Consider the following 25,237-nt stretch of genomic DNA (forward strand, 5'->3'; position numbering starts at 1 on the left):
CTGACACACCCTTAGGGCGGCTTTACACCACCGCTCGACACACCACCGCTCGACGACTGACGTCCGAAGTCCGCAGTCCGACTCGTTCAAGGAGTTGCCGCCGCCGTGAGCCGCAGCCTTCGACACGGCGCCCTCGCCGCCGCCGCCACCGTGATCTCGATCGTCTCCCTGTCCGCGTGCGCGGCGGGCAACCACGCCGAGACGCTCAAGGTCAGGCCGGACAACCCGGCCACCACGGTGGGCGACATCAAGATCCAGAACGTGAACGTGCTCACGCAGCCCGAGGGCGGCGCGGACGGCCCCGCCGTCGTCGCCGCGACGCTGTTCAACGAAGGCACCGAGCGCGAGGTGCTGGAGTCGGTCACGCTGCCCGGCAGCGACGTCGAGGTGAAGCTCCAGGCCGCCGAGGGCGACGGCCCCGTCGTGGTCCCGGCCGGCGGCCAGGTCACGCTCGGCGGCAAGGGCAACGCCGCCGCCGTGATCGAGAACAGCGGCGAGGCGGCGCGCAACGGCGACGTCCAGCAGGTCGTCTTCAAGCTCAGCCGGACCGGCGATGTCGGCCTCGGCGCCAGCGTCTTCCCGGCCGAGGGCTTCTTCAAGGACTTCGGCCCCAGCCCGAAGGCGGAGGCGCCCGCGCCGAAGCCGACGCCGTCGGGCAGTGCTTCCGGCGACGCGTCCGGCGAGGGGGACACACCCGGCGCGGCCGAGGGCGAGACGTCCGGCACGCCGGAGAACGGCGCCGGCACCGAGGGCGCCCAGGGCGAGACGGGCACGCAGGGCGAGACCGGCGCGCAGGGCGAGACGGGCACCCAGGGCACGGGCGACGCCGCCTCGGTGCCCGCGGCGAACTGACGCGGAACCGCTCCGCCCGTAGTAGCGCGGCAACGGGCGTACAGCACGCCGAAGGGGCGCTTCCCGGCCGGAAAGCGCCCCTTCGGCATACCGCGGGCGGCGTCGGCCACCGCGTCCTTCGGTTTACGGCTCGAACTTGTACCCCAGGCCCCGCACGGTGACGAGGTAGCGCGGGGCGCCCGGGTCGGGCTCGATCTTGGCGCGCAGGCGCTTCACGTGGACGTCGAGGGTCTTGGTGTCGCCGACGTAGTCCGCGCCCCAGACCCGGTCGATGAGCTGCATCCGGGTCAGCACCCGGCCCGCGTTGCGCAGGAGCATCTCCAGCAGGTCGAACTCCTTGAGCGGAAGGTCGACCTTGCCGCCGGAGACGGTGACCACGTGCCGGTCCACGTCCATCCGGACGGGGCCCGCCTCCAGGGCGGCGGGGGTGACCTCCTCCGGCTCCCCCCGGCGGCGCAGGACGGCCCGGATGCGGGCGACGAGCTCCCGGGAGGAGAAGGGCTTGGTGACGTAGTCGTCGGCTCCTATTTCCAGCCCGACGACCTTGTCGATCTCGCTGTCCTTGGCGGTGACCATGATCACCGGAACGTTGGAGCGGCTGCGGAGCTGGCGACACACCTCGGTGCCGGGCAGGCCGGGCAGCATCAGGTCGAGCAGGACCAGGTCGGCGCCGTTGCGCTCGAACTCGTCCAGCCCGTCGGGGCCGGTCGCCGCGATGGCGACCTCGAAACCTTCCTTGCGCAGCATGTAGGACAGGGCGTCGCTGAAGGATTCCTCATCCTCGACGACAAGCACTCGGGTCACGGAAGAGCCTCCGGGGCAGGGAAGGGGTCAAAGGTGTCGGTCTCGTACGGCCCCTCGTCGTCGCCGTTGACGATAAGCGGTCCGCCGGTGGTGCGCTCCCTCGCGGCGCCCGATTCGGGCAGCCGGAGGGTGAAGGTGGAGCCCTGTCCCTCGGAGCTCCAGACGGTGACCTCCCCGCCGTGCGAGGCGGCCACGTGTTTGACGATGGCGAGGCCGAGACCGGTGCCACCGGTGGCCCGTGAGCGGGCCGGGTCGACGCGGTAGAACCGCTCGAAGACCCGTTCGCGGTCCTTCTCGGAGATGCCGATCCCCTGGTCGGTGACGGCTATCTCGATGAGGTCCCCGCCCGGTGAGGCGATGCGGCGTGCGGCGATGCCGACGCGGGTGTGGGCGGGGCTGTAGTTGACGGCGTTCTCGACGAGATTGCCGAGCGCGCCGACGAGCTGGCCGCGGTTGCCCCAGACCGTGAGGCCCTCGGCTCCCGCGGAGGCCATGGTGATCTGCTTCGAGCCGGCCTGCTGGCGGCAGCGGTCGATCGCCTCGGCGACCAGCGTCTCCACCTTGACCGGCTCGGCGTCCTCCAGCGGGTCGTCGTTCTGCACCCGGGAGAGGTCGATGAGCTCCTGGACGAGGTTGGTCAGCCGGGTCGCCTCGATCTGCATCCGCCCGGCGAACCGCTCCACCGCCTCCGGGTCGTCGGAGGCGTCCATGACCGCTTCGGAGAGCAGGGAGAGCGCTCCGGTCGGCGTCTTCAGCTCGTGGCTGACGTTGGCGACGAAGTCGCGCCGTACCGCTTCTATCCGGCGGGCCTCGGTGAGGTCCTCGACCAGCAGCAGCACCAGCCGCGAGCCCAGCGGGGCGACCCGGGCGGAGACCGCGAGGGTGTCCCCCCGGCCCGTGCCGCGCCGGGGCAGGTCCAGCTCGCCCTGCCGTATCTCTCCGTCCCGCCGGGTGTCCCTGGCCATGTTGAGCATCGGTTCGACGGCCAGCCGGCCGCCTCTGACCAGGCCCAGGGCGTACGCCGCCGAGCTGGCCTTCACCACGCCGTCGCTCTCGTCGAGGACGACGGCGGAGGAGCTGAGAACGGAGAGGACGGTGTCCACCCCGGGGGGCAGGGGCGCGTTGTTGTCCGGCCGCAGCGACGTACGCGTGGGCCGTTTCAGGTCGCGTTCGCTCCAGCGGAACGCCAGCATGGCGATCACACCGGTCAACAGCCCGGCGATCGCTGCAGCTGCGGCGACCGCCGCGTTCACGTCCATGCTTCAAGGTTATGCGGGTGCGACGACTCCCTCCCAGCCGTCCGAGTGCCATCTCGAACACTCGTCGCCCAGAGTTCACCGAGGGGTAGGAGCCGGTTCACTTGGGGGGACGGATACGGACGCGTTCCGGCCCCACCGTGTAACCGTGGGGGTCGGTCCGAGACCCCGGCCTCAGTCTGGAACTGGAGAGGGACTTCCCATGCGCGACGCTTACCACGAGGAACTCGATTCGATCGGAGAGGGCCTGGTCGAGATGGCCCGGCTGGTCGGCTCGGCGATCGGGCGGGCGACCACGTCCATGCTCGACGCCGACCTGGCGCTGGCGGAGACCGTGATCGCCGGCGACCAGAAGGTCGACGACCTCCAGCACGACCTGGAGGCCCGCGCCATCGCGCTCCTCGCCCGCCAGCAGCCGGTGGCGACCGACCTGCGGATCGTGGTCACCTCGCTGCGGATGAGCGCCGACCTCGAGCGCTCGGGCGACCTCGCCCAGCACGTGGCGAAGCTGGCCCGGCTGCGCTTTCCGCAGGCGGCGGTCCCGAACGACCTGCACGCCACCATTCTGGAGATGGGTCAGCTCGCCCAGCGCCTGATGGCCAAGGCGGCCGAGGTCATCATCACCAAGGACGTCGATCTGGCACTCCAGCTGGAGCAGGACGACGACGAGATGGACCTGCTGCACCGCACCCTGTTCCAGCACCTGATGGACGACCGCTGGAAGCACGGCATCGAGACGGCCGTCGACGTGACGCTGCTGGGCCGCTACTACGAGCGCTTCGCCGACCACGCGGTGTCGGTCGCCAAGCGCGTCGTCTACCTGGTGACGGGCGAGCACGCGGACGAGATCCAGGCGGCGGCCCCGGTCGAGGGCGCGTGACGGCAGCTTCGGCCGCCGGTAGTCGCGGCAGCTCCAGCAGCAACCCCCAGTAACTCCGGTAACTCCGGTAACTCGCTCCGACAGTTCCGGTAACCCCAGTAATGCCGGTACCCCCAGTAATTCTGGTAACTCCGGTAGCTCCGGTAGCCGCTGTCGTACTGGAGAACGACGGCGCACGCGGGTCGCACTTATGTTCCTGCACACGTGCGCCGTTGATGCGCCCGCGGGGGTGGGCATGCAATGGGGCGGGGACGGACGACGCCATGGCCGTGAGCGGTGGGTCATGCCGTACGTCCCCGGCGGCGGCGCACCGGCGTCCGCCGCCCAGCCGTATGCCCTGAGGAGGAACCATGGCCGATTCCCCCACGACCGACCCCCAGCAGGAGACCCCGACCGAAGTGGTGCGCCGAACCGTGCTCGGCGCCTGCGGCTGCGGGTCGGGCTGCGGGTGCGGCTGCCAGTCCGGTGCCCCGTGCCAGTGCGGCGGCTGCTCCGGCTGACCCGCGCCTCCTACGAACGTACGGTGCCCGCCCGGCTGCTGTTCCGGGCGGGCACCGTGCGCGTCACCGGCCGCCCGGATCAGCCCGCCCGCTCCACCGTGGCGGCGGGCGCGGCCTCCGGCTCGGCCAGGTCCGGCCGGGCCTCGGCCGGTACGGGCGCGGGCTCGGGCAGGGCGTCCACCACCGCGTGCTCCTCCCGCGGCAGGTTGCGCATCAGCAGCCAGTAGCCGAGGCCGGCGACCGTGCCGATCACGGCGCAGGCGGCCCAGAGCCAGGCTGCGCCGTAGTGGTCGATCACGAAGCCGGACATCAGCGGTGCGACGAGCGCGGCCACCGACCAGGACATCGTGTACACGCCCTGGTAGCGGCCCCGGCCCTTGGCGGGCGACAACTGCACGACCAGGCCCGTCTGGGTGGGCGCGTTCACGATCTCGGCCAGGGTCCAGACGCACACCGTCAGGGCGTACGCGGCGACCGACCCGGCGAAGGCCGTCAGCCCGAAGCCGTACCCGGCGAGCACCGAGGAGATGATCAGCAGCCGGCGCGGGTCGCGGTGCTGGATGAAGCGGGTGACGGGGATCTGGAGGACCACGATCAGCACACCGTTGACGGCCATGGCGGTACCGAAGTCGGAGCTGGAGAGCCCGTCCGTGCCCATGGCCACCGGCAGCCCCACGTACCCCTGCTGGAAGATCAGCGACACCAGGAACGACAGCCCCACGACCCCCATGAAGCGCCCGTCGCGCAGGACGGTGATCAGCCGCACCTCGTCCTTGGGCCGCTTGCCGCCGACGGTCTTCACGACCGCTTCCTCGGGCCGCGACTCCGGCACCTTCATGAAGACGAGCACGGCGCACACGAGCGTCATCACGGCCTCGCCGATGAACCCGGCGAGGTAGCTGTACTCGGCGATGAAGCCGGCCCCGGCGGAGGAGATCGCGAAGCCGAGGTTGATGGCCCAGTAGTTGAGCGAGAAGGCCCGGACCCGGTCCTTCGGGGGCACGATGTCCGCCATCATCGCCTGGACGGCGGGGCGGGAGGCGTTGCTCGCCATACCGACGAAGAACGCCACGGCGGCGATGGCGAAGGGGTGCACCATGAACCCGAGCACCGCCACCGACACCGCGGTGGAGACCTGGGCGATCAGCATGGTGGGCCGCCGCCCGAGCCGGTCGGTCATCACACCGGCGCCGAGCGACGAGATGACCCCGCCGAGCCCGTGGAGGGCGGCGACGAGCCCGGCGTACGAAGCGGAGTAGCCCCGGTCCAGAGTCAGGTACAGGGCCATGAAGGTCGCGACGAACGCCCCGAGGCGGTTGACCAGGGTGCTGGTCCACAGCCACCAGAACTCGCGGGGCATCCCGGAGACGGTCTCGCGGGCGGCTGTGCGCAGACCGGCGACGGACATAAGGATTCCCCCCACGGGACGTACGGAACGAGGCCTCGGGTAACACCCCCGACAACGTCCGAGACATTACGAACCCCAGCTCCCCGCCCGCCACTGGATTGACGCCCGCCGTCAATCGTCCGCCCGTCGGGCCCTCCCGGCCCGGGCCCTGTCCGCGTTACGGGCGGGCGCGCGGAGCCCGCACGGGTTCGATTACGCTCGGACTCATGGCCGACGCACCGTACAAGCTGATCCTCCTCCGCCACGGCGAGAGCGAATGGAACGCGAAGAACCTGTTCACCGGTTGGGTGGACGTCAACCTCACCGAAAAGGGCGAGAAGGAAGCAGTCCGCGGCGGTGAGCTGCTCAAGGACGCCGGTCTGCTCCCCGACGTCCTGCACACCTCCCTCCAGCGCCGCGCGATCCGGACCGCCCAGCTGGCCCTGGAGTCCGCCGACCGCCTCTGGATCCCGGTCCGCCGCTCCTGGCGCCTGAACGAGCGCCACTACGGCGCGCTCCAGGGCAAGGACAAGGCGCAGACGCTCGCCGAGTTCGGCGAGGAGCAGTTCATGCTGTGGCGCCGCTCGTACGACACCCCGCCGCCGCCGCTGGACCGCGACGCCGAGTACTCCCAGTTCGACGACCCGCGCTACGCGACGCTCCCGCCGGAGCTGCGCCCGGACACGGAGTGCCTGAAGGACGTCGTCGTCCGCATGCTCCCGTACTGGTTCGACAGCATCGTCCCGGACCTCCTCACGGGCCGCACGGTCCTGGTCGCCGCGCACGGCAACAGCCTCCGCGGTCTGGTGAAGCACCTGGACGGCATCTCGGACGAGGAGATCTCGGGCCTCAACATCCCGACCGGCATCCCGCTCTCCTACGAGCTCGACGCCGACTTCAAGCCGCTGAAGCCGGGCGGCACGTACCTGGACCCGGATGCGGCGAAGGCCGCCATCGAGGCCGTGAAGAACCAGGGCAAGAAGAAGTAGGTTCACTGATCATGCCCCCGACCTGCGCATACACCGCGGGGCGGGGGCATCTTCACGGCTTGGGCCCAGTGTGGGACCTCAGCGGGGGGAATTGCCGAGCAGCCGGGACCGGGCCCGGAGGCGCTCGGGCAGGCACTCCGGCCGCCTCAGGACGGCAGCCTGCTACTGGATTGGGCGTCTGCACGCACCGCAGCGCAGGGCAAGCGATGGTTGCGGCTGGACGCGTGGAAGGACGATCAGGGGTTGCACCAGTTCTACAAAGTGCCGTCGTTCAGCCGGTGCCGCTCACGTCGATGACGTCGTCCTTGTCCGGGGGACGGACGTCCAACGGCTCGTCGAAGGCGCTGAACGACACCGTGTTGTCGAACGTGGCGTCCTTGTAGACGACCTTGAGGATGTACGGCTTGCCCTCGGTGGCCACGTGGAAGCCGAATTCGCCCTTGGTCTCCTTGTCGATCACCTTCAGCAGAACCGTCGGCACCCCGTTGATCTCTGACGACTCCCCCTTGGTGGCCTTGCCGAACGAGGTGAACTCGTGCGTGCAGTCGGACAGTCCGGCGTCCGGTTTCGACTCGCTGGAAAGGTCTTTGATCCACAGTCTCTGCTCGCCCTTGCCCGCGACCTTCCGGCCCGACTCCTCCATGTGGGTCCGATTGGGGCGGACGTAGTCCGACCCGTCGATCCGGATCTGGTCGAGCCGGGCGCCCGAGGCCGAGGCCGTCCTGTACGCGCATGTGGCCTTGAGGTCGGTCACCAGGTGGCTGGACCGGTCCTCGCCTCCGGTCACCTTGGTGGCCGTCTCGATGGTCACCGACTTCAGATCGCTCATCGCGGCGTTCGCGTCGTCGAGCAGCTGGGTGGCGGAGGGTTCCTCCGAGGTGCCGCCGTCCGTGCAGCCGGTCAGCGCGACGCCCATGACCAGGCACGCCAGGACCGCTGTCGCAGCGGTCGATATCTTTCGCACAAGAACCCCCAGGTGTGAGCCCGATCATCTCAGACGGGGTTCCCCTGCCTCAGACCGCCGGCTTGCGCCAGACCGAGATGTGCTGGTCCGCGTCCTCGGTGAACGGTGCTCCGTGCCAGTCCGCCACACGTTGCTCCAGCTCCAGCCCGGCGATGCGGGCCATCAGGTCGAGTTCCGCCGGCCAGGCGTACCGGTGTCGGGAGTTGGCTCGGCGGTAGCGGCCGTCGTCGCCGTCGCGGGTGAAGTGGTGTGAGACGAGGATCTGCTCGACCAGGTCGAAGGTGTCGAAGCCGAGATGCCGGTCGGACACGTCGAACGGCACCGCGACCTGGCCCGGTGGCAGGAACCGCAGGGGCGGGACGCCGAGTTCGATGACGAACCGGCCGCCGGGCGCGAGGTGGCGGGCCGCGTTGCGGAAGCACTCGACCTGCTCGTCCTGGGTGAGGAGGTTCGAGATGGTGTTGTAGACCAGGTAGACCAGGGCGAACTCGCCGGGGACGACCGTGGTGGCCATGTCCCCGATGGTCACCGGGAGGGTGTGCGCGTCGACCCTGCGGCGGAGTACCGCCGCCATCGGTTCGGACAGTTCGATACCCGCCACCGGCACGCCGCGCTCCCGGAGCGGCACGCCCACGCGACCGGTCCCGATGGCGAACTCCAGGGCCCGGCCGCCTCCGGCGAGTTCGGCGAGGAAAGCGAGGGTCGGTTCGAGGGCGGTGGCCGAGGAGTTCTGGGCCTCCTCGGCGTCGTAGCGGTCGGCGGTCTCTTGGCTCCACAGTTCGCTGCTCGTCACGGGCGACCACTCTGCCGGGTGCCCAGGGCCCTGTCGACGCGATTTCGTACGGCCGCCGTCGCGGTCGGCCCCTGCTGCGCGCGGCGTGCTCGCGGCCGTCGCCTCCAGGCGTGGACGCCGATCACCGGCCGCCACGACGAACACACCGGCGATGCCGCCCGGGCCGGCCCACGGCTCCAGGATGACGGGTTGTCAGTGCTCCTTGGCACCATGGTCATCATGGCGACCTACCTGCTCTCCGACATCGAACAGGCGATCCGCGACAGTTGGAGCGCCGAGACCTGCACCCCGGAGTACCGGGACCGCTGGACTCCGGACAATCCGGCGCGGGACCAGTGCGGCGTGACCGCCATGGTGCTCAACGACCTGCTCGGCGGGGAGCTGATCCGGGGCGAGGTCCACGTCGACGGTGTGCGCACCGACTTCCACTGGTGGAACCGTCTGGGCCCCGGTGTCGATCTCGACCTGACCCGGGAGCAGTTCGGGCCGGAGGAGGTCGTCGTGGGCGGTGACGTCATCGTCAGGCCGCCGGTCAGCGAGTGGCGGCGGCTTCAGGAGGAGTACGCGATCCTGCGCGACCGGGTCGCGGAGAGGCTCGGGCGGCACTGAGGCCGACGGCGGTCCGTGCCCGATCCGTGACCTCGCCCGACCGGCCGAAGTGCCCCTCGTACGCACTACGGTGGGCCCATGCCGTCCGTGTGCTTCCAGGGCAAGGAGATCGAGGAGAGCGATCATGGGTGAGTCTCTGAAGACCTTCGTCGGCGGTGCCGAGGTCGAGGTGCCCAACAGCATCCCGGACATCCGGGCCGCGCTGCCCGACGAGAGACGCGAGGAGTTCGATCTCGCGATCAACGAAGCCGGGGTGCACGAGATTCAGGCCGTCATGCGGCACTGGATGCTGGAGGCCGTCCCCGATCCCGAGGCCGAGAAGATCCTGGACCGGCTGGCGCAGGACGAGGCCGAGAGGCGGAGCGTCGCTTGAGCTTCCGTATCTCCTACGCGCCGCCCGCCGACGACACCCTGGCCAAGATGCGCGGCGGCGAGGCCTTCCGGGACGAGATGGCCCGCACGCTCGGCGAGGAGCCGTACGGCCACGCGTCCTCCGCCGTCAAGAGCGAACGGGACCGGCGTGAGGCGACCGTCTCCGGTGCCATCGTCCTCTACTACGTCTCCCGGTCCGTCCTGACCGTCACCGTGGTCCGCCTCGTTCCCCTGCCCTGACCACCCGAGGGGCGGGCGGGAAGGGCAGGGAACGCCGCGCGGGGACCGTACGTCAGGCGAGTCAGGCGAGCTTCTTGTCCTGCGCCGCCACGACCTCCGCCGGCACCTCGAACTTCGCGTCGCCGCCCGCCGCGGCCAGGTTGAAGGAGAAGAACGTCGCCACGGTGGCCTCCTTGCGCAGCGCCACCAGCTTGAACGGAGCGGTGTCGCCCTCGTCCTCGGAGGTGACGGTCCAGGCCGCGGCCTCGTCGCCGCCGGTGACCTTCTCCTCGGTGATCGAGGCGACTTTCGTCGGCGTGCCCGCGACCGTGGCGGTGAAGCCGCCCGCACAGTCCGCGGCGGCCTTCTTCAGCGCGGCGAACGCGTCAGGGCCCGCCGTCCCCTCGTACGAGTGCAGCGCGAGGAAGGTGGACGTCAGGTTGAAGGCGTCCTTGAACGCCTCCCCGGCTTCGCCTTCCGCCATGTCCTCCAGCGACTTCTTCTTGCCGTCGGTCTTCGGCTCGTCGATCACCTTGCGCTTCGTGGTGGCCACCGAACCCTTCTGCGCCACACCGAACATGGCGTGGGCGACCGGCAGGCAGCCTTCCTTGTCGACCTTGACGCCGTCCGCCGGGACCTCGTCGGCCGGGCCTGCCTTGGTGACCTTGCGGCCCCGCACGTCGCCCTGGGCGAGGGTGGCCTTCTCCAGCTCGGCGGCGGTGAGCGCCTTGGCCGGGGTCTTCGGGGCCGAACTGCTCCCGCCCCCAGCGCTCTTGTCGTCCTTGCCGTCCTTCTTGTCGGCGTCCGACGTGCCACCGCAGGCGGTGGCCAGCAGGGTGAGGGCGGCCGCGGAGGCGGCGAGGGCGGTACGGCGTACGGCAGTGGCGCGCATGGTTCTACTTCCTGCAATCTCCGGCTCGGGAGCAACCGCCCTGTTCCCGTACGGCACTTCGACTCCGTCTGGGACGGGCCGTCGCAGTGATCCACACTTTACGATCGAACCTCTGGACGATGGCCGGTCAAGGGGAACCCACCGTCGATCGTGATTCTGCCGTGATCATCCTGTGAACGCACTGTGTGGCTCCTCTGTACAACCCCGCCGTACTGCCCCGCCGCGCACCTCGCTCCTGCCGTACGAAAGTGCGTCGCCCTCATGTCCGGCCACGTCGCGGACCCGCCGCTCGCCCGCGCCCTCGACGCCCTCAGGGACGCGCCCGTCAGCTGCCGGACGGACGCCGGGTCAGATGGCTGAACGCGTCCAGATTCCGGGTGGACTCGCCGCGCGACACCCGCCACGCGTACTCCTTGCGGATCGAGCTCGCGAAACCGAGCTCCAGGAGGGTGTTGAACGCCCCGTCCGCCGCGTCGAGGACCACGCCGAGCAGCCGGTCCAGCTCATCGGGGGTGACCACCGACAGCGGCAGCTTGCCGACCAGGTAGACGTCGCCGAGCGAGTCGATCGCGTAACTCACTCCGAACAGGCGGAGGTTGCGCTCCAGCAGCCAGCGGTGCACCTCGGCGTCGTTCTCGTCGGGGTGCCGCACGACGAACGCGTTGAGGGAGAGGGAGTGCTTTCCGACGATCAGCGAACAGGTCGTCGACAGCTTGCGGGTGCCGGGCAGCGTCACGACGTAGTTGCCACGCCCCGGGCTCTCCCATGCGAGCCCGGCATCGTTCAGCGTCGCCTCGATGACCTGGGCCGCTGCGGTTTCGTCCGGTACGTCAGCCATGCTGCGAGCCTACGACAGAGCGCCGGGACACACGGGACGGGCTCAGCCGTGGTGCGCCCGGGCCCGGCGGCGGTGGTCGCAGAGCGCGGCCGTGTACACGTCGGCGGTCGCCGAGGCGGCCGTGTCCCAGCCGAAGGACTGGGCGTGCGCCGCGGCGGCCGCCCCCATCCGCTCCACGAGCTCCGGCGCGTCCGCGAACCGCCCGAGCGCGCGAGCGTACGCCTCCGGCTCGTGCCCCTGCACCAGGAAGCCGCCGACCCCGTCGCGCACCGCCACCGGGAGCCCGCCGACGGCTGCTGCGACCACGGGGGTGCCGGTCGCCTGCGCCTCTATGGCGACCAGCCCGAAGGATTCGCTGTAGGACGGCATGACCAGCACCGACGCGGCGCGAAACCAGTCGGCGAGCCGGTCCTGGCCCACCGGCGGGTGGAATCGTACGACGTCGGCGATGCCGAGGCGGGCGGCCAGCTTCTGGAGCCCCTCGGGCTTGGCGAGTCCGCTGCCGCTCGGGCCGCCGACCACCGGCACGACGATGCGGGACCGCAGGGACGGGTCCCGGTCCAGGAGCACCGCTACGGCGCGCAACAGCACGTCCGGGGCCTTCAGCGGCTGGATGCGGCCCGCGAAGAGCGGGATCAGCGCGTCCTGCGGCAGCCCGAGCCGGGCCCGCGCGGCGGCGCGGGCGGAGGGGGCGGAGGGGGCATCCCTGGGACGGAGCTTGTCGGAGCCCTCGGGGAAGGGGCGGAAGCGGTCCAGGTTGACGCCGGGGTGCACGACGGCGACCGCGGCCGGGTCCGCGTCGTAGAAGCGGACGAGCTCGTCCGCCTCCTCGGCGGTGTTGGCGATCAGCCGGTCGGAGGCGTTCACGATCTGGGTCTCGCCGATGACCCGGGCGGCCGGCTCGGGGGTGTCCCCCTCGGCGAGCGCGGCGTTCTTGACCTTGGCCATGGTGTGCATGGCGTGCACGAGCGGGACGCCCCAGCGCTGGGCGGCGAGCCAGCCGACCTGGCCGGAGAGCCAGTAGTGGGAGTGCACGAGGTCGTAGTAGCCGGGGCGCTGACCGGCCCAGGCCTGCATCACGCCGTGCGTGAAGGCGCAGAGCTGGGCGGGCAGCTCCTCCTTGGCGAGACCCTCGTACGGGCCGGCGTCGACATGCCGGACCAGGACGCCGGGCGCCAGCTCGACCGCGGGGGCCAGCGAGCCGTTGGTGGCCCGGGTGAATATCTCGACCTCGATGTTGATCGCGGCGAGGCGCTTGGCCAGTTCGACGATGTAGACGTTCATCCCGCCCGCGTCGCCCGTGCCGGGCTGGTGGAGCGGGGACGTGTGCACGGAGAGCATCGCGATGCGGCGGGGCTTGCGGGAGGCCCCGGAGAAGCCTCCGGGAAACCTGAGGCGCGCGGCCGTGCGGGTGGAGCCGAGCCGGGAGACGTACTGGCTCACCTCGTCGGTCCTCCTCGATCGGGGCATGCTGACCGGAGGGCACGGGGGTCCTCCGAAGGGCGAGAACAGTGGAATCCCGTCTTTCATTTCCGCTTTGCCAAATCATTACGTTGCCGGGCGGCGCGTCGCGCGGCGACGGCGGAACGTCCGGGCAGCCACCGCGCCCCGCCCCGTCGCTACGTTCGGCCCATGCGCCGGCGCCCTGTCGCACACGCTCGGCCCATGCGCCGGCACCCCGTCGCACACGCTCGGCCCATGCGCCGGCACCCCGTCGCACACGCTCGGCCCATGCGCCGGCACCCCGTCGCATACGCTCGACCCCATGCGCCAGCGCCCCATCGGCACCGCCACCCGCGGGACCACCAACCCGAACCGGCTGCGCCGCATGGACCGCTGGATCGCCGACGCACACGGCCCGGCCCTGCGCCGCGCCGGGACGCCGGTCGCCGTCGACCTCGGTTACGGGGCGGCCCCCTGGACCGCGGTCGAGCTGCTGGACCGGCTGCGCACCGCCGAGCCGCGCACCGTCGTGGCGGGCATCGAGATCGACCCGGAGCGGGTCGCCGCCGCGCAGCCGTACGCCCGCGAGGGCCTCACCTTCGTACACGGCGGCTTCGAGGTTCCGCTGGACGTCCGGCCGCTGCTCATCCGGGCGGCGAACGTGCTGCGCCAGTACGACGAGGACCAGGTCGCCGAGGTCTGGGGGCGGCTGTGCTCCCGCCTCGCCCCGGACGGGCTCCTCGTGGAGGGGACCTGTGACGAGATCGGGCGCCGGCACGTCTGGGTGGCGCTGGGCCCCGAGGGGCCGCGCACGGTCACCTTCGCGACTCGGCTCGGCTCGCTGGAGCGCCCCTCGGACCTCGCGGAACGTTTGCCGAAGGCACTGATCCACCGCAACGTTCCGGGTGAGCCGGTCCACGCGTTCCTGCGGGACTTCGACCGGGCCTGGGCGACGGCCTCCCCGTACGCCTCGCTCGGCGCACGGCAGCGCTGGATCGCGGCGGTGCGGGCGGTGTCGGCCGACTGGCCGGTGGCGGACGGGGTACGGCGCTGGCGGCAGGGCGAGATCACCGTGCCGTGGGGCGCGCTGCGGCCCAACAGCCACTGAGACCTTGCCCGGAAGGGCAGAACTCCTCCGCTCCGGGAACGCCGCAGGGGCACCGTTCGTCCCAGTGAGGGGAGAGGACGCGGGTCGCAGCGGAGCGCGCCCCGGGTGCCTCGGGCGGGCTGGGGAGCTGGGCGGGCTGGGGAGCTGAGGGCAATCATGACGAAGTAGCCCTGTGGGGGCGGTATGTGGCGCGTCAGGTACCGTCGGCCCCTGTTGCTTTAGGGGACGACATGGCACGATCGCGACGTTGCCGAGACGTTACTGACGGTAAATCAGATGCACGTTGCCGCCTTCGTTCGGAGGCGGGCCCGGAGTAACAACCGGAGGGGGAGCTCGTGAACCGACGCCACCGCGCCACTGCCGCCATCACGCTGGTCTGTGCGCTGGCCCTGCTGACGTCCACGGGCCAGGCCATGGCCGCCCCGGTTCCGGAGCCCTCCCCGTCCGCCTCCGCCGGCCCGCCGCCCCGCTACTCCAACGCGGACCTCGAAAAGGTCCGCGAGCAGATCGACACGCTGTACCGGAAGGCGGGCGCGGCGACGGACGCGTACAACCTCGCCGAGGAGCAGGCGAAGAAGCAGTCCGGCGAGATCGTGCAGCTGGCCAAGGCGATCGTCGACGGCCAGGCGCGCATCGCCGCCCTGAAGGACCGGGCCGGGGCCCAGGCCCGCGAGCAGTACCGCAACGGCGGCCTGCCGCCCGGCGCGCAGCTGGCCCTGAGCAACGACCCGAAGCTGTTCCTGGACGGGCTCAACCAGGTCCGCCAGAGCCAGCAGGCGTCCAAGTCGCTCCTGGCCGACCTGACCCAGACGCAGCAGGACCTGGAGACGTACACCCAGGACGCCAGCACCAACTGGGAAAAGCTGGAGACGATCCGGGTCAAGCAGGCCAAGGCCAAGAAGAAGATCAACGCCCAGATCAAGGCGGCGGAGAAGCTCGAATCGCAGCTGGAGAAGACGGAGCGCGACCGGCTCCGCCAACTGGAGCGAGACGCCGCGGTCAAGGCCCAGACCGCCTGGCTCTCCTCCAGCGCCGTCAAGGACGTCAGCGGCGAGGCGAGCGAGGGCGGAACGGCCGCGGTGGCCTTCGCGACGGCGCAGATAGGCAAGCCGTACGTCTGGGGAGCCGAGGGCCCCGGTTCGTACGACTGCTCGGGGCTGACCTCACAGGCGTGGCTGGCGGCGAAGCGCACGATCCCGCGCACCTCGCAGGAACAGTGGCGGCTGCTGCCGCGCATCGACATCCAGGACATGCGCCCCGGCGACCTGATCATCTACCACGCGGACGCCAGCCACGTCGGGATGTACGTCGGCGACGGCGAGATCGTCCACGCCCCGCGCCCCGGCCGCAACGTCACACTGGCCGGCGCCGGCTCGATGAAGATCCTCGGCGTGGTCCGCCCGGACAAGTAGGACCGACCGGACGGATACGCGAGGCCGACGGCGACCGGACCGATACGCGGGACCGGCGGCGACCGGACCGATACGCGGGACCGGCGGCCGGCCGCATCGGCAGGGACGGTCGCACACGCAGGGCCGACCCCCTGCCCAGGACCGCGGGGACCGGGGCGGCCCGATCCAGGACGCGGCCCTCCCGAGGCCGTGGGCGGGGCCACGTGAGCGGGGCCACGCCGCCTCCCGTGGGCGCGTGATGTTTGTCATGCGCGCTTATCCGCCGTTATGGCCGCCCGTCGCGCCGGATCCGTGTGGGGACGCGGCTTATGGCGGCGCGTCCGGCGGGGGCCGGTCCCGGTGCGCCATTCCGTTCCCCCACCGCGGACCGCTATCGTCCCCGTCTGGCGGATCGTCGATCGTCGACCCGCCGCGCCCTCGGGGGGAGGGAAGGAAACGCGAACCGATGCCCGTACCCGTACCGCAGCAGCGAGCCGTTCCCGCTGCGGAGACCTCGCACGGCGACCTCACCCTGCTGGTGATCGAGGACGACCCGGCGGGCACCACCATCACCGTCCCCGAACTCTCGGCAGCGGCCGGGACTCGGGTCCGTATCCGTACCGCCCGCAACCTCACCGAGGCCGCGCGGCTGCTCACCGACGACGTCGACTGCGTCCTGCTGGACCTGGCGCTGCCCCTCACGGGCGGCGCGCCCGCCACGGACGCCGGGACGGCAGGCACCGGCACGTCCGGCGGATCGCTGCCCGAGCTGCCCGAGCTGCCCGAGCCCGTCTCCGCGCGGGCCGACGAGCTGGCGGCCCTCACCCACGTACTCCGCATCGCGCCGCTGCACGCGGTCCTCGCGCTGACCGCGCAGGACGACACGGAGCTGGCGGCCGAGGCGGTCCGGGTCGGGGCGCAGGACTATCTCTTCCGGGGCGAGCTGGACGCGCGCGTCCTGAGCCGCGCCATCCGGTACGCCGTGGAGCGCAAGCGCGCCGACATCGCCCAGCACCAGCTGACCGAGTCCCGGCTGCACGCCCAGGAGAACGCCCGCCTGGAACGCGGCCTGCTCCCCACCCCGCTGCTGGACGGTTCCGGCCTGAGCTTCGCCGCCCGCTACCGCCCCGGCCGCAGCCGCGCCCTCCTCGGCGGCGACTTCTACGATGTCGTCCGCACCCCGGACGGCACGGTGCACGCGATGATCGGCGACGTCTGCGGACACGGCCCGGACGAGGCGGCGCTCGGCGTCGAGCTGCGGATCGCCTGGCGGGCGCTGACCCTGGCCGGGCTGTGCGGGGACGAGCTGCTCTCCACGCTCCAGCAGGTGCTGGAGCACGAGCGGCAGAGCGAGGAGATCTTCGCGACGCTCTGCACCGTGGACATCGCCCCCGACGGGCGGCGGGCCGGACTCTGCCTGGCCGGCCATCCCGCACCGCTGCTCGCCCGCCACGGCCTGCCCGCCCGGCTGCTCCCGTACGAGGACGGCGGCCCGGCCCTGGGGCTGCTGCCGCGGGCCAGGTGGCCGCGCCGCCAGGTCGAGCTGGGCGGCGCCTGGAGCCTGATGATGTACACGGACGGGCTCATCGAGGGGCGCGTGGGGACCGGCGGCAGTGAGCGGCTGGGCCAGGACGGCATGGTCGCGATGGTCAACAGCCGGATGGAGCAGGGGCTGGCGGGCGAGGAGCTGCTGGAGGCGGCGGTCGCCGAGGTGCGGGAGATGAACGGCGGCGAGCTGACCGACGACGTGGCGGTCCTGCTGCTGGGCCGCGATCCGGAGCGGATACGACGATGGGGCGGCAGCGCACCGCGCTCCCACCCCGCGTCCGTCGACCGGCCGCCGTCCCCGTCCGTGAGGGCGGCGAGGGCTCAGCGCCCGCCGTTGTAGGGGCCGTACGGGCCGTCGCTGCTGGAGCCGCCGCTGCGGCCACCGCCGCCGCCCGAGACCGCCTTGAGCGCGGGACGCACGTCGACCATGAACACGATCGACGCGACCACACCCGCGAGCTGCAGGAAGAGCATCGGGATCAGCAGGTTCACGGCGACGGCGACACCCAGGATCACCAGCCAGAAGGATTTCTTCTTCTTGTCGGCGGCACGGTAGGCGTCCTCACGGGCGGTCGCCGCGAAGACGAACGCGACCACGGCCAGCACCAGCATCGCCAGATAGAGCAGCTGGAGGAGCGAGCCGAACGCTGAGAGCAACATGGTGTCTACCGCCTAGTGAGTGGATGAGCGCCCTGCGGCCGGAAAGGCCAAGGTACCGGGACAACGAGCCGGCCACCCGTAAAGGTGCCCGCCCCGCGCCCCGGTCACGCGTCCCGCGACCCGCGTACCGGAAGGACCCGTGGGGGTCACTTGCCGGCGGGCGGCGGGGTCTTCCTGGCCGCGGGCTTGCGCGGCGCGGGCGTCTTCTTGGCAGGCGCGGCCTTGGCCTCGGCGGACTCCACCGGAGCGGCGGGCTTGGTCGCGGCGGGCGCGGCCTCGGCGGCGGAGGGCTTGGCGGCGGGCGCGGCCTTGGTCGCGGACGGCTTGGCGGCGGGCGCGGCCTTGGTCGCTCCGGGCTTGGCGGCGGGCGCGGCCTTCGGCTTGGGCTCCGCCTCGACGACGGTGGCGATCTCGACGATCTCCTCGGCCGCCTCCCCGCGCCAGGTCCGTACCGTCTGCTCGCCGTGCTCGGCGACCTTCTCGTACGTCTCCCGGGCCTTGATCGCGTACTCGGCGGCCACGCCCACACTGCGGAGCGCCAGGTCCTGAGCGCTCTCGCCCAGCTTCTTCAGGTCGGCGGCGTCGAGCGAACCGAACACCTCGGTGACCTTCGCCTGCACGGTGGCCTGGGCCTCCTTGGCCTGCGTGGTCACCTTCTCCTGCACGGCCTTGGGGTCGGTGTTGCGCACCGCGTCGATCCGCTCGGGCGCCTCGGCCCGCAGCTGCTCGATCAGCGCCGGAACCTTGCGCGCCTGCTGCACGGCCAGGTCGGCCGTGCCGGCGGCGAAGTAGAGGGGGGTGGGGTCGGTGAGGGTCTTGCGCAGGTCATCGGTGATGGCCATGACTGTGGTCCTCCCGGATCATCAGAACCAGCTGTTCAGCTGTGAGGGTCTTGGTCTTCGGTGGCGTCCGCACCGGCGCCGTCGCCGTTACGGGGCCCGGCATCTTCACGGGGCCCGGCATCGCCGCCCGCGTCGGCGTCCGCATCGGGGCCGGGGGCGAATCCGTTCTCGCGGCGGAAGGAGTCGTAGATCTGCAGCAGCACGTTCTTCTGCCGCTCGTTGATCGACGGATCGGCCAGAATGACCGCCCGCGTCTCCAGCTCCTCCCGCTCCCGCTCGTCGAGGATCCCCGCACGTACGTACAGGGTCTCGGCCGAGATCCGCAGCGCCTTGGCGACCTGCTGGAGCACGTCCGCGCTGGGCTTGCGCAGTCCGCGCTCGATCTGGCTGAGATACGGGTTCGACACCCCGGTCGCCTCGGCGAGCTGCCGCAGCGAGAGCTGCGCCGCACGGCGCTGCTCCCGCAGGTACTCCCCGAGATTGCCGACGTTGAGTGATGCCATGACTCCGATAGTGCCCACCCTTGCTAACTTTTGCAAGCACATGCTTGCAAAAGTGTCGCGCGCCACTGTGCTGGGCGCCTGTGGCGTCGGCGGGTGTCCGTTCCCAGTGCTTGTGAGGTTTCCCGCTGGATCTGCTCGGCGAAGTGATTGAGTCCCGATCAATGTGCGCGGCGAGATCTCTCGGGGGCTGAGCTATGGACGTCGCGCGACGAAGACGAACTCCTTGCCCGGCCTGTCGGGCGCGTCGCGTACGTCCTCCACCACGTACCCCTGCGTGATCAGCTCCGTCTCGACCTCCTGCCGCTCGCGGAAGCGCAGAGTGGAGTCCGACATCATTACCTCCCCGTCGGCAGCGAACACATAGGTCCAGCGGAACGTCACCAGCGGCTCTTTCACCTCGATCACTTGGACCCAGCTTTCGACTGGGCCGACATCCGGGATCTCCGTCACGCGATATGAGGCTTCGCGGTTCCACTTCTCCCAGGCGCGTCTGGCTGGGTCCCGGGTCTCGAACACCAGACGGCCACCAGGCTGTAGTGCTTCGTACGCGCCACGCAGGGTCTCGCGCCATGCCTGCGGATCAAGGATCTGCTGGGCGGCGTTCGCGGTCATGGTTGCCAGGTCGACCCGCATCGGCGGAAGTGTCGTGGCATCGCCACAGATCCAGCGCACTCGCTCGCCGCCCGGCTTGGCTCGGGCCACGTCGATGGACGCTTGAGCGGGATCGACACCCACGACTTCGATCTCGCGTTCAGCCAGCAGAAGCGCGAACACGCCTGTTCCACAGCCGATGTCCAGCACTTGACGTGCCCCGAACTCCTCCGTCATCTGGACGTACGCGTCGAGATCGCCGCGATCGGGGTCGAGTGGGTCGTAGATCGCGGCGAGCCGTGGATGTCCAAAACATTCGTCTGTCATGCGGCCGAACGTAGGGGCCGCTGAGCTCGGACGCCTACTCAATTTCGCCGCGTGTCAACGGCGTTGGCCTTCCTGCCGCGAGAGATCTTCGGCCGACGCGGGGCTGAGGTCACTGCCCGACTCCGTCGGGAATCTTAAGGGTCGCGCGCTCGAAGGCCGCCTGGACGGGCGCTTCAGCTGCTCGGCCCGCCGCTCTCCCGAGATTCCCGAGGGAGTCGCTCAGTGCCCGGTGCCTCGCGAAGCAGCATGTCGAGAGCCTTCTCCAGACGGCTCGTCACCGTCTCGACCACCTCTATGGCCGATGCGGAGTCCTGGCGATCCACTCCTTCGCTGGGTTTCGTTCTTCCAAACGCCGCGATCTGGGTGTCCTCCGCGCCGAGAGCTGGCGCGGGCAGACCGTGCAGACGGCAGACCCAGTCCATGACCAGCCGGCTGAGCCGCCCGTTCCCGTCGCGGTATGGGTGGATGCTCACCAGGTACTGGTAGACCTTGGCCGCCAGCTCCACCGGCGGCATCCGCTCGCCCTCCGACTTGCTGACCTCCTCGTTGTACCAGCGAACGAACTCGTGCATCGCCTGCGAGACATGTGTCCCCGGGATGAAGTAGGCGTTCTTACCCATGGGGGGACTTGGAGCATCGCGCAACTGACCCGCCTCTCCGTTGTTGTTTTCCTGCCCGCTGGCCAGGACGCGATGGAGTTCCTTGATCCGCTCCATCGTCGGATGCTCACGCTGTTCAGCCCAGTTCTGCACCATCCGATCTGCTTCTTCCCACTGGATCGTCGCAGGCTGGGCGTCCTCTGGGGGAGCGACCCCCGCGCCGGCCGCTGTCGAGGATCCCTTCAGCCGGATGTCCCCGATCTCCTGCAGCGCCCCGACCAACAGCTCCGGGTCAAGCTCCGCGACCTGGGCAGCCCGCTCCCTGATCTCCTCCCAGCGCCCCTGGAACGACTGCCGCTGCTCCGCCGTCAGCGGCTCCTGGACATGCCGCTCCAGATTCGGCAGCATCGCGTCGCCGTACTCGCGCCAGATCGACTCCAGGGACTCGAACCCCGGACGCTGCGACCGCCGATGCAAGATCGCCCTGAGGCCGTCGAAGCAACCAGCGCGCTGCACGACGACCGGCATGACCGATCGCTGCACCGGTACGTCGGTACGGGCGCCGCTGCCAACTCCGCCTTCGGTCCGCGCCGGCGAGAGCACCGACCGCTGCATGACGCGGGTGGCGTTGGCCTCGGCTTCGCGTTCGAAGCGGTCGGAGGGTTCGGAGACCTTCAGCCCGGTGCCGTTGTCGGTTCCGGCGACGGGGCCTTGGCGTTGCTGGATGACGTGGGTGAGTTCGTGGGCGAGGGTGTGCTTGTCGGTTCCGCCGGTGCCGATGACAACGTGGTTGCCGGAGGTGTAGGCGCGGGCGCCGATCTCAGTGGCCGAGGCGCGGGCGGCCGAGTCGTTGTGGATCCGCACGTCGGAGAAGTCGGCGCCGAGGCGGGCTTCCATGTCGGTGCGGGTGGCGTCGTCCATCGGTTGCCCGGGGGTGCGCAGGATGTTGTGCACGGCGGAGAGCTGCACCGCGGGGGCCGTCTGCTCATCCGGACGGTGGCCGCAGCCGGCCGAATGCTGGTGCTCCTCATGCGCCCAGGCGTGGCCGGCGCGGCGGAGCATCTGGACGACGGCGGCGTTGCCGACCGTGGTCTGTAGGCCGGACAGGCCGCGCGGCCTGTCCGGGGGTGCGGTGTCGGGTCCGTGAACGGGCCGGCTACGTCTGCCGTCGGCCTTTTCCCCCTTGGAGCCTGTGTCGTTCTCATGATCGCGCAACGGAACTCCCTCTCCGGCTTGGTTTCATCCAGCCCCTTTTTGTACCAGGGCGGAACTTGCCGACGCAGCGTACGGAGGGACAGTGTCTGCGGCTGGGAGGGCAGACCTTCGGACCTGCCGGGATGGTGCGGTGCAGGTCGTCGGCAGCAGGGCGATGGGGAGTGGTTGCCCGAGGATGTGGTGGTGTGCTGGACGACGGTGGGGAGCGACTGGGACCTGGTCGCGAACAAGTCTGGGCCCCCATGTCCCTGACCGCCGCCCCGTACGAAGACGCGCAGACGTACAGCGAGGTCGTGTCCACCGACAGGCTCCCGCTCACCACCTCGCCGGGCACCGAGTACGGAGCGTCGGCCTTGACGCTCTGCTTGCAGTTCGGGCCGATGTACGACAAGCCGCCGGCCGGACGGACTGCGGAACATCGCCGGTCCCGGCCCGCAGGTCGCCGGTCCGCTGCCCCCGGACTACGAGGCGGTTTTGGACGAGGCCGAGCTCCGGCCTGGAGAAGCGCGTTCGTGACGGCAGCGACCCGCGTACCCCCTCGGCGTGCGTCCACGCCCGCCCGTGCAGGAAGGTGCGGAACCGCCGGGACCACTCCGCGTCGTCGTACTCGTCGTACTCGTGGTACTCGTAGGCGTCCCGGATCTCCCACGCGTGCTCGTACGCCGTCTTCGGCCGCTCGGTGTACCGCTTCACCACCGCCCACAGGGGTTCGAGCAGGCATGATGGCAGGACAGGCACGAGCCCTCCGGTGATCACTGAGCGTAGAGAACTCCATGATCACCTCGGGCTCGTGCCTGCTTACGTCCGGGGTGGCTGTCCGCCGCCTGCATACGCCTACTGCCGGTCGGTCTTGACTGAAACAGGACAGCGGGTACGTGTCCCGTCGCAGTGATGTGCGGGCAGTCTCGGAGATCTCCGGGCAGGTGAGATGGCGACGGTCTTACGGGTAGGGGACGATCTGGACTCCGCTGGTTTGGAGGACTGGTTGCCGCACTTCATGGACAACGACGGGAACGATCTGTCTCCGCTTCACCAAGCTGTCGAGATCAGCAATGTGGAGGAGCTGACACGGCTCCTCGATGCTGGTGCCGATCCCGATGAGATCCACGAGTACAGCGGTTGGACCCCGTTGTTGCGTGCGATCGACGGTGAACTCGATGGATCGGTGCAGACAGGAAACCCTCTGGGAGCCGCCGCGACTGCGGTCCTGCTCGCCTACGGAGCTGATCCCGAACGGCCGTCCCGGGATGGCCTTACGCCGATGCGTCTGGCCTTTCAGACGCGGCACGAGATCGCGGTTCGTCTTCTTGAAGCGCACATCGCTTGGCGCCGCGCAGCTGGATAGCGTCCCGACCGGCTTGAGGGGTCGGCTCCTTGGAAGGGGCCGTGCTGTTTCGCCATCAGCGCCTCGGGGCGCGCCGGTGGAGTTTCCCGAGTACCCGATGTGGACGAGGAAGGAGGCGACACCCGTGTGCTGGTTCTCCGCGCCGGGAAGCTCTTGCGGCTCGGCGGACTGAGCGACCACAGCCGGCCGCACGTTCGCCGACGAGAGCGCTTCTGCTCCAACAGTTGCGGCCACGCGTGGCATTGCCTGTCTGTCGGCACCCCCCGAAGCCTCGGCCTGATCTCCGCCACATCCACGGGGACCGGACAGCGGGTCCAGGGCTTCCAGGGCCGACCGGGGGCGGGGCTTCGGCCGTGAGTCGTGTCAGACCCGGGTGCGAGACTTCGGCCCATGTCTCTCGCTGATCTCACTCTCGACCAGTGGCGGTCCTTCGAGCTGCCTGCCGCACGTCGCATCGCCCAAGAGGCCGCGCACCAGGTGGATGGCCGGGTGACCGTCGTGGAGACCGTCGAACATCTCGGTGCTCCGCTGCACCGGGTTCGGATCGAGCGGGACGGGCAGGAATTCGCCCTGATACCCGGCGGCACGGTGGCGCTGGGATTCGATCTCGACACCTGGCAGCCCACGTCCGAGCAGGCCGCCGACTACGCGGAGAGCCTGGAACAGGGCTACGGCTACGGCCCCGACCTGCGAACCCACCTCGCACAGGTGCTCAGCCCCCGCCGGAGCGCCAGTTTGGCCACGGTGCTCATGGCCGTGCAGGACGAGAAGCTGACCGAGCTGCCTGCCGCCATGCCGGCCGTCCTCGCGGCTCGCGGCCTGCGGATGCCGAGCTCCGACGAGTGGGAACACGCCTGCGGAGCCGGAGCGGACACGCTGTTCCGGTGGGGCAACGACTTCCCCATCGGCAGCATCCCCTACGGCGACGACACCGGCCCGCATCAGCAACTGAGCGGCTTCGGCCTACGCATCGCCCACGACACCTACAGCGCCGAGCTGACGAGCGACGTCACCGCGGCCCATGGGGGTGACGGTGGCGAGTCGGTGTGCGGAGGGTACGGCTGGGTGCTGGCGTGGCTGCCCCTGGCCACGGCCAGCCGCGACCCCTCCATGGCCGAGCTCGCGTACGGCCCGGACGGCGAAGGGCTCTACGAGAGCTTCTCCACCCGGCCCGTGCTCCCGCTCTGAACCGCCCGCGGCCGCCCGGGACCACCCGGGACCGCCCCAAGGTTCACGGCGCGCGCCTTCCCGCCGGCGGATCCGGTGACCGGGTGACCGGGTGACCGGGTGACCGGGGTGCCTCTGGGGCAGGCCGGTCAGCGGCCCCGTCGTCTCGACCCCGGATCTTGTTCCGAAGATCGTTCTGTTGGAGGCTGAAGCATGCATACTCAACCGACGTTCATCCTCGTCCACGGCGCCTTCGCGAATTCGTTCTCGTTCGCGCCCCTCCAGGCCGAACTCGCCCTGCTCGGGCACCGCTCGGCCGCGGTCGACCTTCCGGGGCACGGATTCGGGGCGACGTCGCCGGCCTCCTTCCAGGCCCCCCAGGATCTGGACGCGCTGGCCACGGAGCCGGGAGGCATCAAGGGAGTCACGCTCGCGGACAACGCCGCCCGCGTGATCGACGTCCTCGAACGGGCCAAGCGGAACGGCCCCACCGTCCTCGTCGCCCACAGCAGGGGCGGCATCACGACCACCGCCGTCGCCAACGCCCGGCCCGACCTGATCGACCGGATCGTCTACGTCTCCGCCTGGTGCCCCGTCGAGCTGGAGGTGGGCGGCTACTACGCCCAGCCGGAGATGGCCGACGTCGACGCGGGAGCCCTCACCGGCGCACTCGTCGGGAACCCGGCCGAACTCGGGCTGCTGCGCTTCAACTTCCGCACGGCCGACCCGACAACGCTCGCTGCGCTCAAGCAGGCCTTCGCCGCCGACCTCACCGATGACGAGTTCCGGACCTTCCTCAGTACCTTCCAGTGCGACGAGAACCTCGACGCCGGTACGGCAGCCGACCGGGCACAGGCCACGACCTGGGGCCGGATACCCAGGACCTACGTCCGCCTGGCCGCCGACGCCAGTGTTCCGCCCGCCGCGCAGGACCGCATGATCCGCGAGGCCGACGCGCTCACGCCCGACAACCCCTTCGACGTCCGGACGCTCGCCGGCAGTCATCTGCGCTGGCTCGTCCACCCGAAGCCCGCCGCCGAGCTGCTCGCCGACCTCGCGGCGCTCTGACCGCCCGCCCGGCCGGGGAGAGCGGACGCCCCGGGTCCCCCGCCGGGTGCGCGAGTCGCCGGGGACCGAGCGGCA

The 25,237-nt window shown here is 70.7% G+C and carries 26 protein-coding genes and 1 pseudogene; 13 read left to right on the forward strand and 14 right to left on the reverse strand.

Translation table 11 applies throughout. The annotated features are described in order from the left end of the window. Positions 1-105: 105 nt before the first annotated feature. Entirely contained in the window at positions 106-852 is a 747-nt protein-coding gene (locus tag D581_RS0124385; RefSeq protein WP_018959810.1) for a hypothetical protein, read from the forward strand. 123 nt (positions 853-975) lie between these two features. On the opposite strand, the gene phoP is transcribed toward D581_RS0124385, so the two are convergent. Both phoP and phoR read right to left on the reverse strand, forming a co-directional pair. Then, positions 976-1,647 carry a two-component system response regulator PhoP gene (gene phoP, locus D581_RS0124390; protein ID WP_007446453.1) on the reverse strand — a complete coding sequence of 224 codons (672 nt, stop codon included), beginning with the start codon at positions 1,645-1,647 and terminating at the stop codon, positions 976-978. A gap of 5 nt (positions 1,648-1,652) precedes the next feature. Next, the gene (gene phoR / locus D581_RS0124395) at positions 1,653-2,915 is read right to left on the reverse strand and encodes a two-component system sensor histidine kinase PhoR (RefSeq protein WP_018959811.1); all 1,263 of its coding nucleotides are present in this window, start codon (positions 2,913-2,915) and stop codon (positions 1,653-1,655) included. 199 nt (positions 2,916-3,114) lie between these two features. On the opposite strand from phoR, the gene phoU reads away from it, so the two are divergent. Further along, on the forward strand, positions 3,115-3,792 hold the full coding sequence (gene phoU, locus D581_RS0124400; RefSeq protein WP_018959812.1) for a phosphate signaling complex protein PhoU: 678 nt from the start codon (positions 3,115-3,117) through the stop codon (positions 3,790-3,792). A 350-nt stretch (positions 3,793-4,142) separates the two neighbouring features. After that, complete coding sequence (locus D581_RS1000000141690) at positions 4,143-4,292, forward strand: hypothetical protein (protein WP_199787829.1); 150 nt, start codon at positions 4,143-4,145, stop codon at positions 4,290-4,292. A 79-nt stretch (positions 4,293-4,371) separates the two neighbouring features. Here the strand turns inward: D581_RS1000000141690 and D581_RS0124405 are convergent, their stop codons facing one another. After that, the gene (locus D581_RS0124405) at positions 4,372-5,700 is read right to left on the reverse strand and encodes an MDR family MFS transporter (protein ID WP_018959813.1); all 1,329 of its coding nucleotides are present in this window, start codon (positions 5,698-5,700) and stop codon (positions 4,372-4,374) included. A gap of 206 nt (positions 5,701-5,906) precedes the next feature. On the opposite strand from D581_RS0124405, the gene D581_RS0124410 reads away from it, so the two are divergent. Then, positions 5,907-6,668, forward strand: a complete 762-nt coding sequence (locus D581_RS0124410; RefSeq protein WP_018959814.1) for a phosphoglyceromutase — start codon at positions 5,907-5,909, stop codon at positions 6,666-6,668. Positions 6,669-6,939: 271 nt separating this feature from the next. On the opposite strand, the gene D581_RS0124415 is transcribed toward D581_RS0124410, so the two are convergent. Beyond that, entirely contained in the window at positions 6,940-7,584 is a 645-nt protein-coding gene (locus D581_RS0124415; protein ID WP_018959815.1) for a hypothetical protein, read from the reverse strand. 97 nt (positions 7,585-7,681) lie between these two features. After that, on the reverse strand, positions 7,682-8,425 hold the full coding sequence (locus D581_RS0124420; protein ID WP_018959816.1) for a class I SAM-dependent methyltransferase: 744 nt from the start codon (positions 8,423-8,425) through the stop codon (positions 7,682-7,684). A 219-nt stretch (positions 8,426-8,644) separates the two neighbouring features. Here D581_RS0124420 and D581_RS0124425 point away from each other — a divergent pair, with 219 nt between their 5' ends. The 3 genes from D581_RS0124425 (at position 8,645) to D581_RS0124435 (ending at position 9,646) form a co-directional block, all read left to right on the forward strand. Beyond that, positions 8,645-9,034 carry a YunG family protein gene (locus tag D581_RS0124425; RefSeq protein ID WP_026290865.1) on the forward strand — a complete coding sequence of 130 codons (390 nt, stop codon included), beginning with the start codon at positions 8,645-8,647 and terminating at the stop codon, positions 9,032-9,034. Between the two features lie 124 nt (positions 9,035-9,158). Continuing rightward, positions 9,159-9,407: a hypothetical protein gene (locus D581_RS0124430; protein ID WP_003968171.1), complete on the forward strand. Its 249-nt coding sequence runs from the start codon at positions 9,159-9,161 to the stop codon at positions 9,405-9,407. Continuing rightward, positions 9,404-9,646: a hypothetical protein gene (locus tag D581_RS0124435; protein WP_018959818.1), complete on the forward strand. Its 243-nt coding sequence runs from the start codon at positions 9,404-9,406 to the stop codon at positions 9,644-9,646. The genes D581_RS0124430 and D581_RS0124435 overlap by 4 nt, the downstream gene beginning before the upstream one ends. A gap of 61 nt (positions 9,647-9,707) precedes the next feature. Here D581_RS0124435 and D581_RS0124440 read toward each other — a convergent pair whose 3' ends face one another. The 3 genes from D581_RS0124440 to mshA all read right to left on the reverse strand — a co-directional run bounded on the left by D581_RS0124440 (position 9,708) and on the right by mshA (position 12,798). Then, the gene (locus D581_RS0124440) at positions 9,708-10,517 is read right to left on the reverse strand and encodes a hypothetical protein (protein ID WP_018959819.1); all 810 of its coding nucleotides are present in this window, start codon (positions 10,515-10,517) and stop codon (positions 9,708-9,710) included. A gap of 325 nt (positions 10,518-10,842) precedes the next feature. Further along, entirely contained in the window at positions 10,843-11,355 is a 513-nt protein-coding gene (locus D581_RS0124445; protein ID WP_018959820.1) for a type III secretion system chaperone family protein, read from the reverse strand. A gap of 42 nt (positions 11,356-11,397) precedes the next feature. Beyond that, entirely contained in the window at positions 11,398-12,798 is a 1,401-nt protein-coding gene (gene mshA / locus D581_RS0124450) for a D-inositol-3-phosphate glycosyltransferase (protein ID WP_018959821.1), read from the reverse strand. A gap of 322 nt (positions 12,799-13,120) precedes the next feature. Between mshA and D581_RS0124455 the strand changes: the two genes are divergently transcribed. The 3 genes from D581_RS0124455 to D581_RS0124465 all read left to right on the forward strand — a co-directional run bounded on the left by D581_RS0124455 (position 13,121) and on the right by D581_RS0124465 (position 17,185). Continuing rightward, positions 13,121-13,906: a methylase gene (locus D581_RS0124455; protein ID WP_018959822.1), complete on the forward strand. Its 786-nt coding sequence runs from the start codon at positions 13,121-13,123 to the stop codon at positions 13,904-13,906. Between the two features lie 335 nt (positions 13,907-14,241). Then, complete coding sequence (locus tag D581_RS0124460) at positions 14,242-15,318, forward strand: C40 family peptidase (protein ID WP_018959823.1); 1,077 nt, start codon at positions 14,242-14,244, stop codon at positions 15,316-15,318. A gap of 445 nt (positions 15,319-15,763) precedes the next feature. Then, positions 15,764-17,185 (forward strand): PP2C family protein-serine/threonine phosphatase, encoded by a 1,422-nt coding sequence (locus tag D581_RS0124465; protein WP_018959824.1) that lies wholly within the window; start codon positions 15,764-15,766, stop codon positions 17,183-17,185. Here the strand turns inward: D581_RS0124465 and D581_RS0124470 are convergent. The 6 genes and pseudogenes from D581_RS0124470 to D581_RS1000000141360 all read right to left on the reverse strand — a co-directional run. Next, positions 17,167-17,505: a DUF2516 family protein gene (locus D581_RS0124470; protein WP_018959825.1), complete on the reverse strand. Its 339-nt coding sequence runs from the start codon at positions 17,503-17,505 to the stop codon at positions 17,167-17,169. The two genes, D581_RS0124465 and D581_RS0124470, sit on opposite strands and share 19 nt — an antisense overlap. A 146-nt stretch (positions 17,506-17,651) precedes the next feature. After that, entirely contained in the window at positions 17,652-18,347 is a 696-nt protein-coding gene (locus D581_RS0124475) for a hypothetical protein (protein ID WP_018959826.1), read from the reverse strand. Between the two features lie 35 nt (positions 18,348-18,382). Further along, entirely contained in the window at positions 18,383-18,850 is a 468-nt protein-coding gene (locus D581_RS0124480; protein ID WP_018959827.1) for a helix-turn-helix domain-containing protein, read from the reverse strand. Between the two features lie 192 nt (positions 18,851-19,042). Beyond that, positions 19,043-19,768: a class I SAM-dependent methyltransferase gene (locus tag D581_RS0124485; protein WP_018959828.1), complete on the reverse strand. Its 726-nt coding sequence runs from the start codon at positions 19,766-19,768 to the stop codon at positions 19,043-19,045. A gap of 173 nt (positions 19,769-19,941) precedes the next feature. Then, positions 19,942-21,582, reverse strand: a complete 1,641-nt coding sequence (locus tag D581_RS0124490; RefSeq protein WP_018959829.1) for an eCIS core domain-containing protein — start codon at positions 21,580-21,582, stop codon at positions 19,942-19,944. A 534-nt stretch (positions 21,583-22,116) separates the two neighbouring features. Continuing rightward, positions 22,117-22,281 (reverse strand): annotated as a pseudogene (locus tag D581_RS1000000141360) (DUF4158 domain-containing protein); the annotation flags it as partial. A 229-nt stretch (positions 22,282-22,510) separates the two neighbouring features. Here D581_RS1000000141360 and D581_RS0124500 point away from each other — a divergent pair. The 3 genes from D581_RS0124500 to D581_RS0124510 all read left to right on the forward strand — a co-directional run bounded on the left by D581_RS0124500 (position 22,511) and on the right by D581_RS0124510 (position 25,162). Then, the gene (locus D581_RS0124500; protein WP_486585875.1) at positions 22,511-22,927 is read left to right on the forward strand and encodes an ankyrin repeat domain-containing protein; all 417 of its coding nucleotides are present in this window, start codon (positions 22,511-22,513) and stop codon (positions 22,925-22,927) included. A 390-nt stretch (positions 22,928-23,317) separates the two neighbouring features. Beyond that, a complete protein-coding gene (locus tag D581_RS0124505; RefSeq protein WP_026290867.1) occupies positions 23,318-24,115 on the forward strand; it encodes a hypothetical protein in 798 nt (265 codons plus the stop codon). Between the two features lie 192 nt (positions 24,116-24,307). After that, on the forward strand, positions 24,308-25,162 hold the full coding sequence (locus D581_RS0124510) for an alpha/beta fold hydrolase (protein ID WP_018959833.1): 855 nt from the start codon (positions 24,308-24,310) through the stop codon (positions 25,160-25,162). The last annotated feature ends 75 nt before the right edge of the window (positions 25,163-25,237 follow it).

The sequence above is a fragment of the Streptomyces sp. CNB091 genome (genome assembly GCF_000377965.1).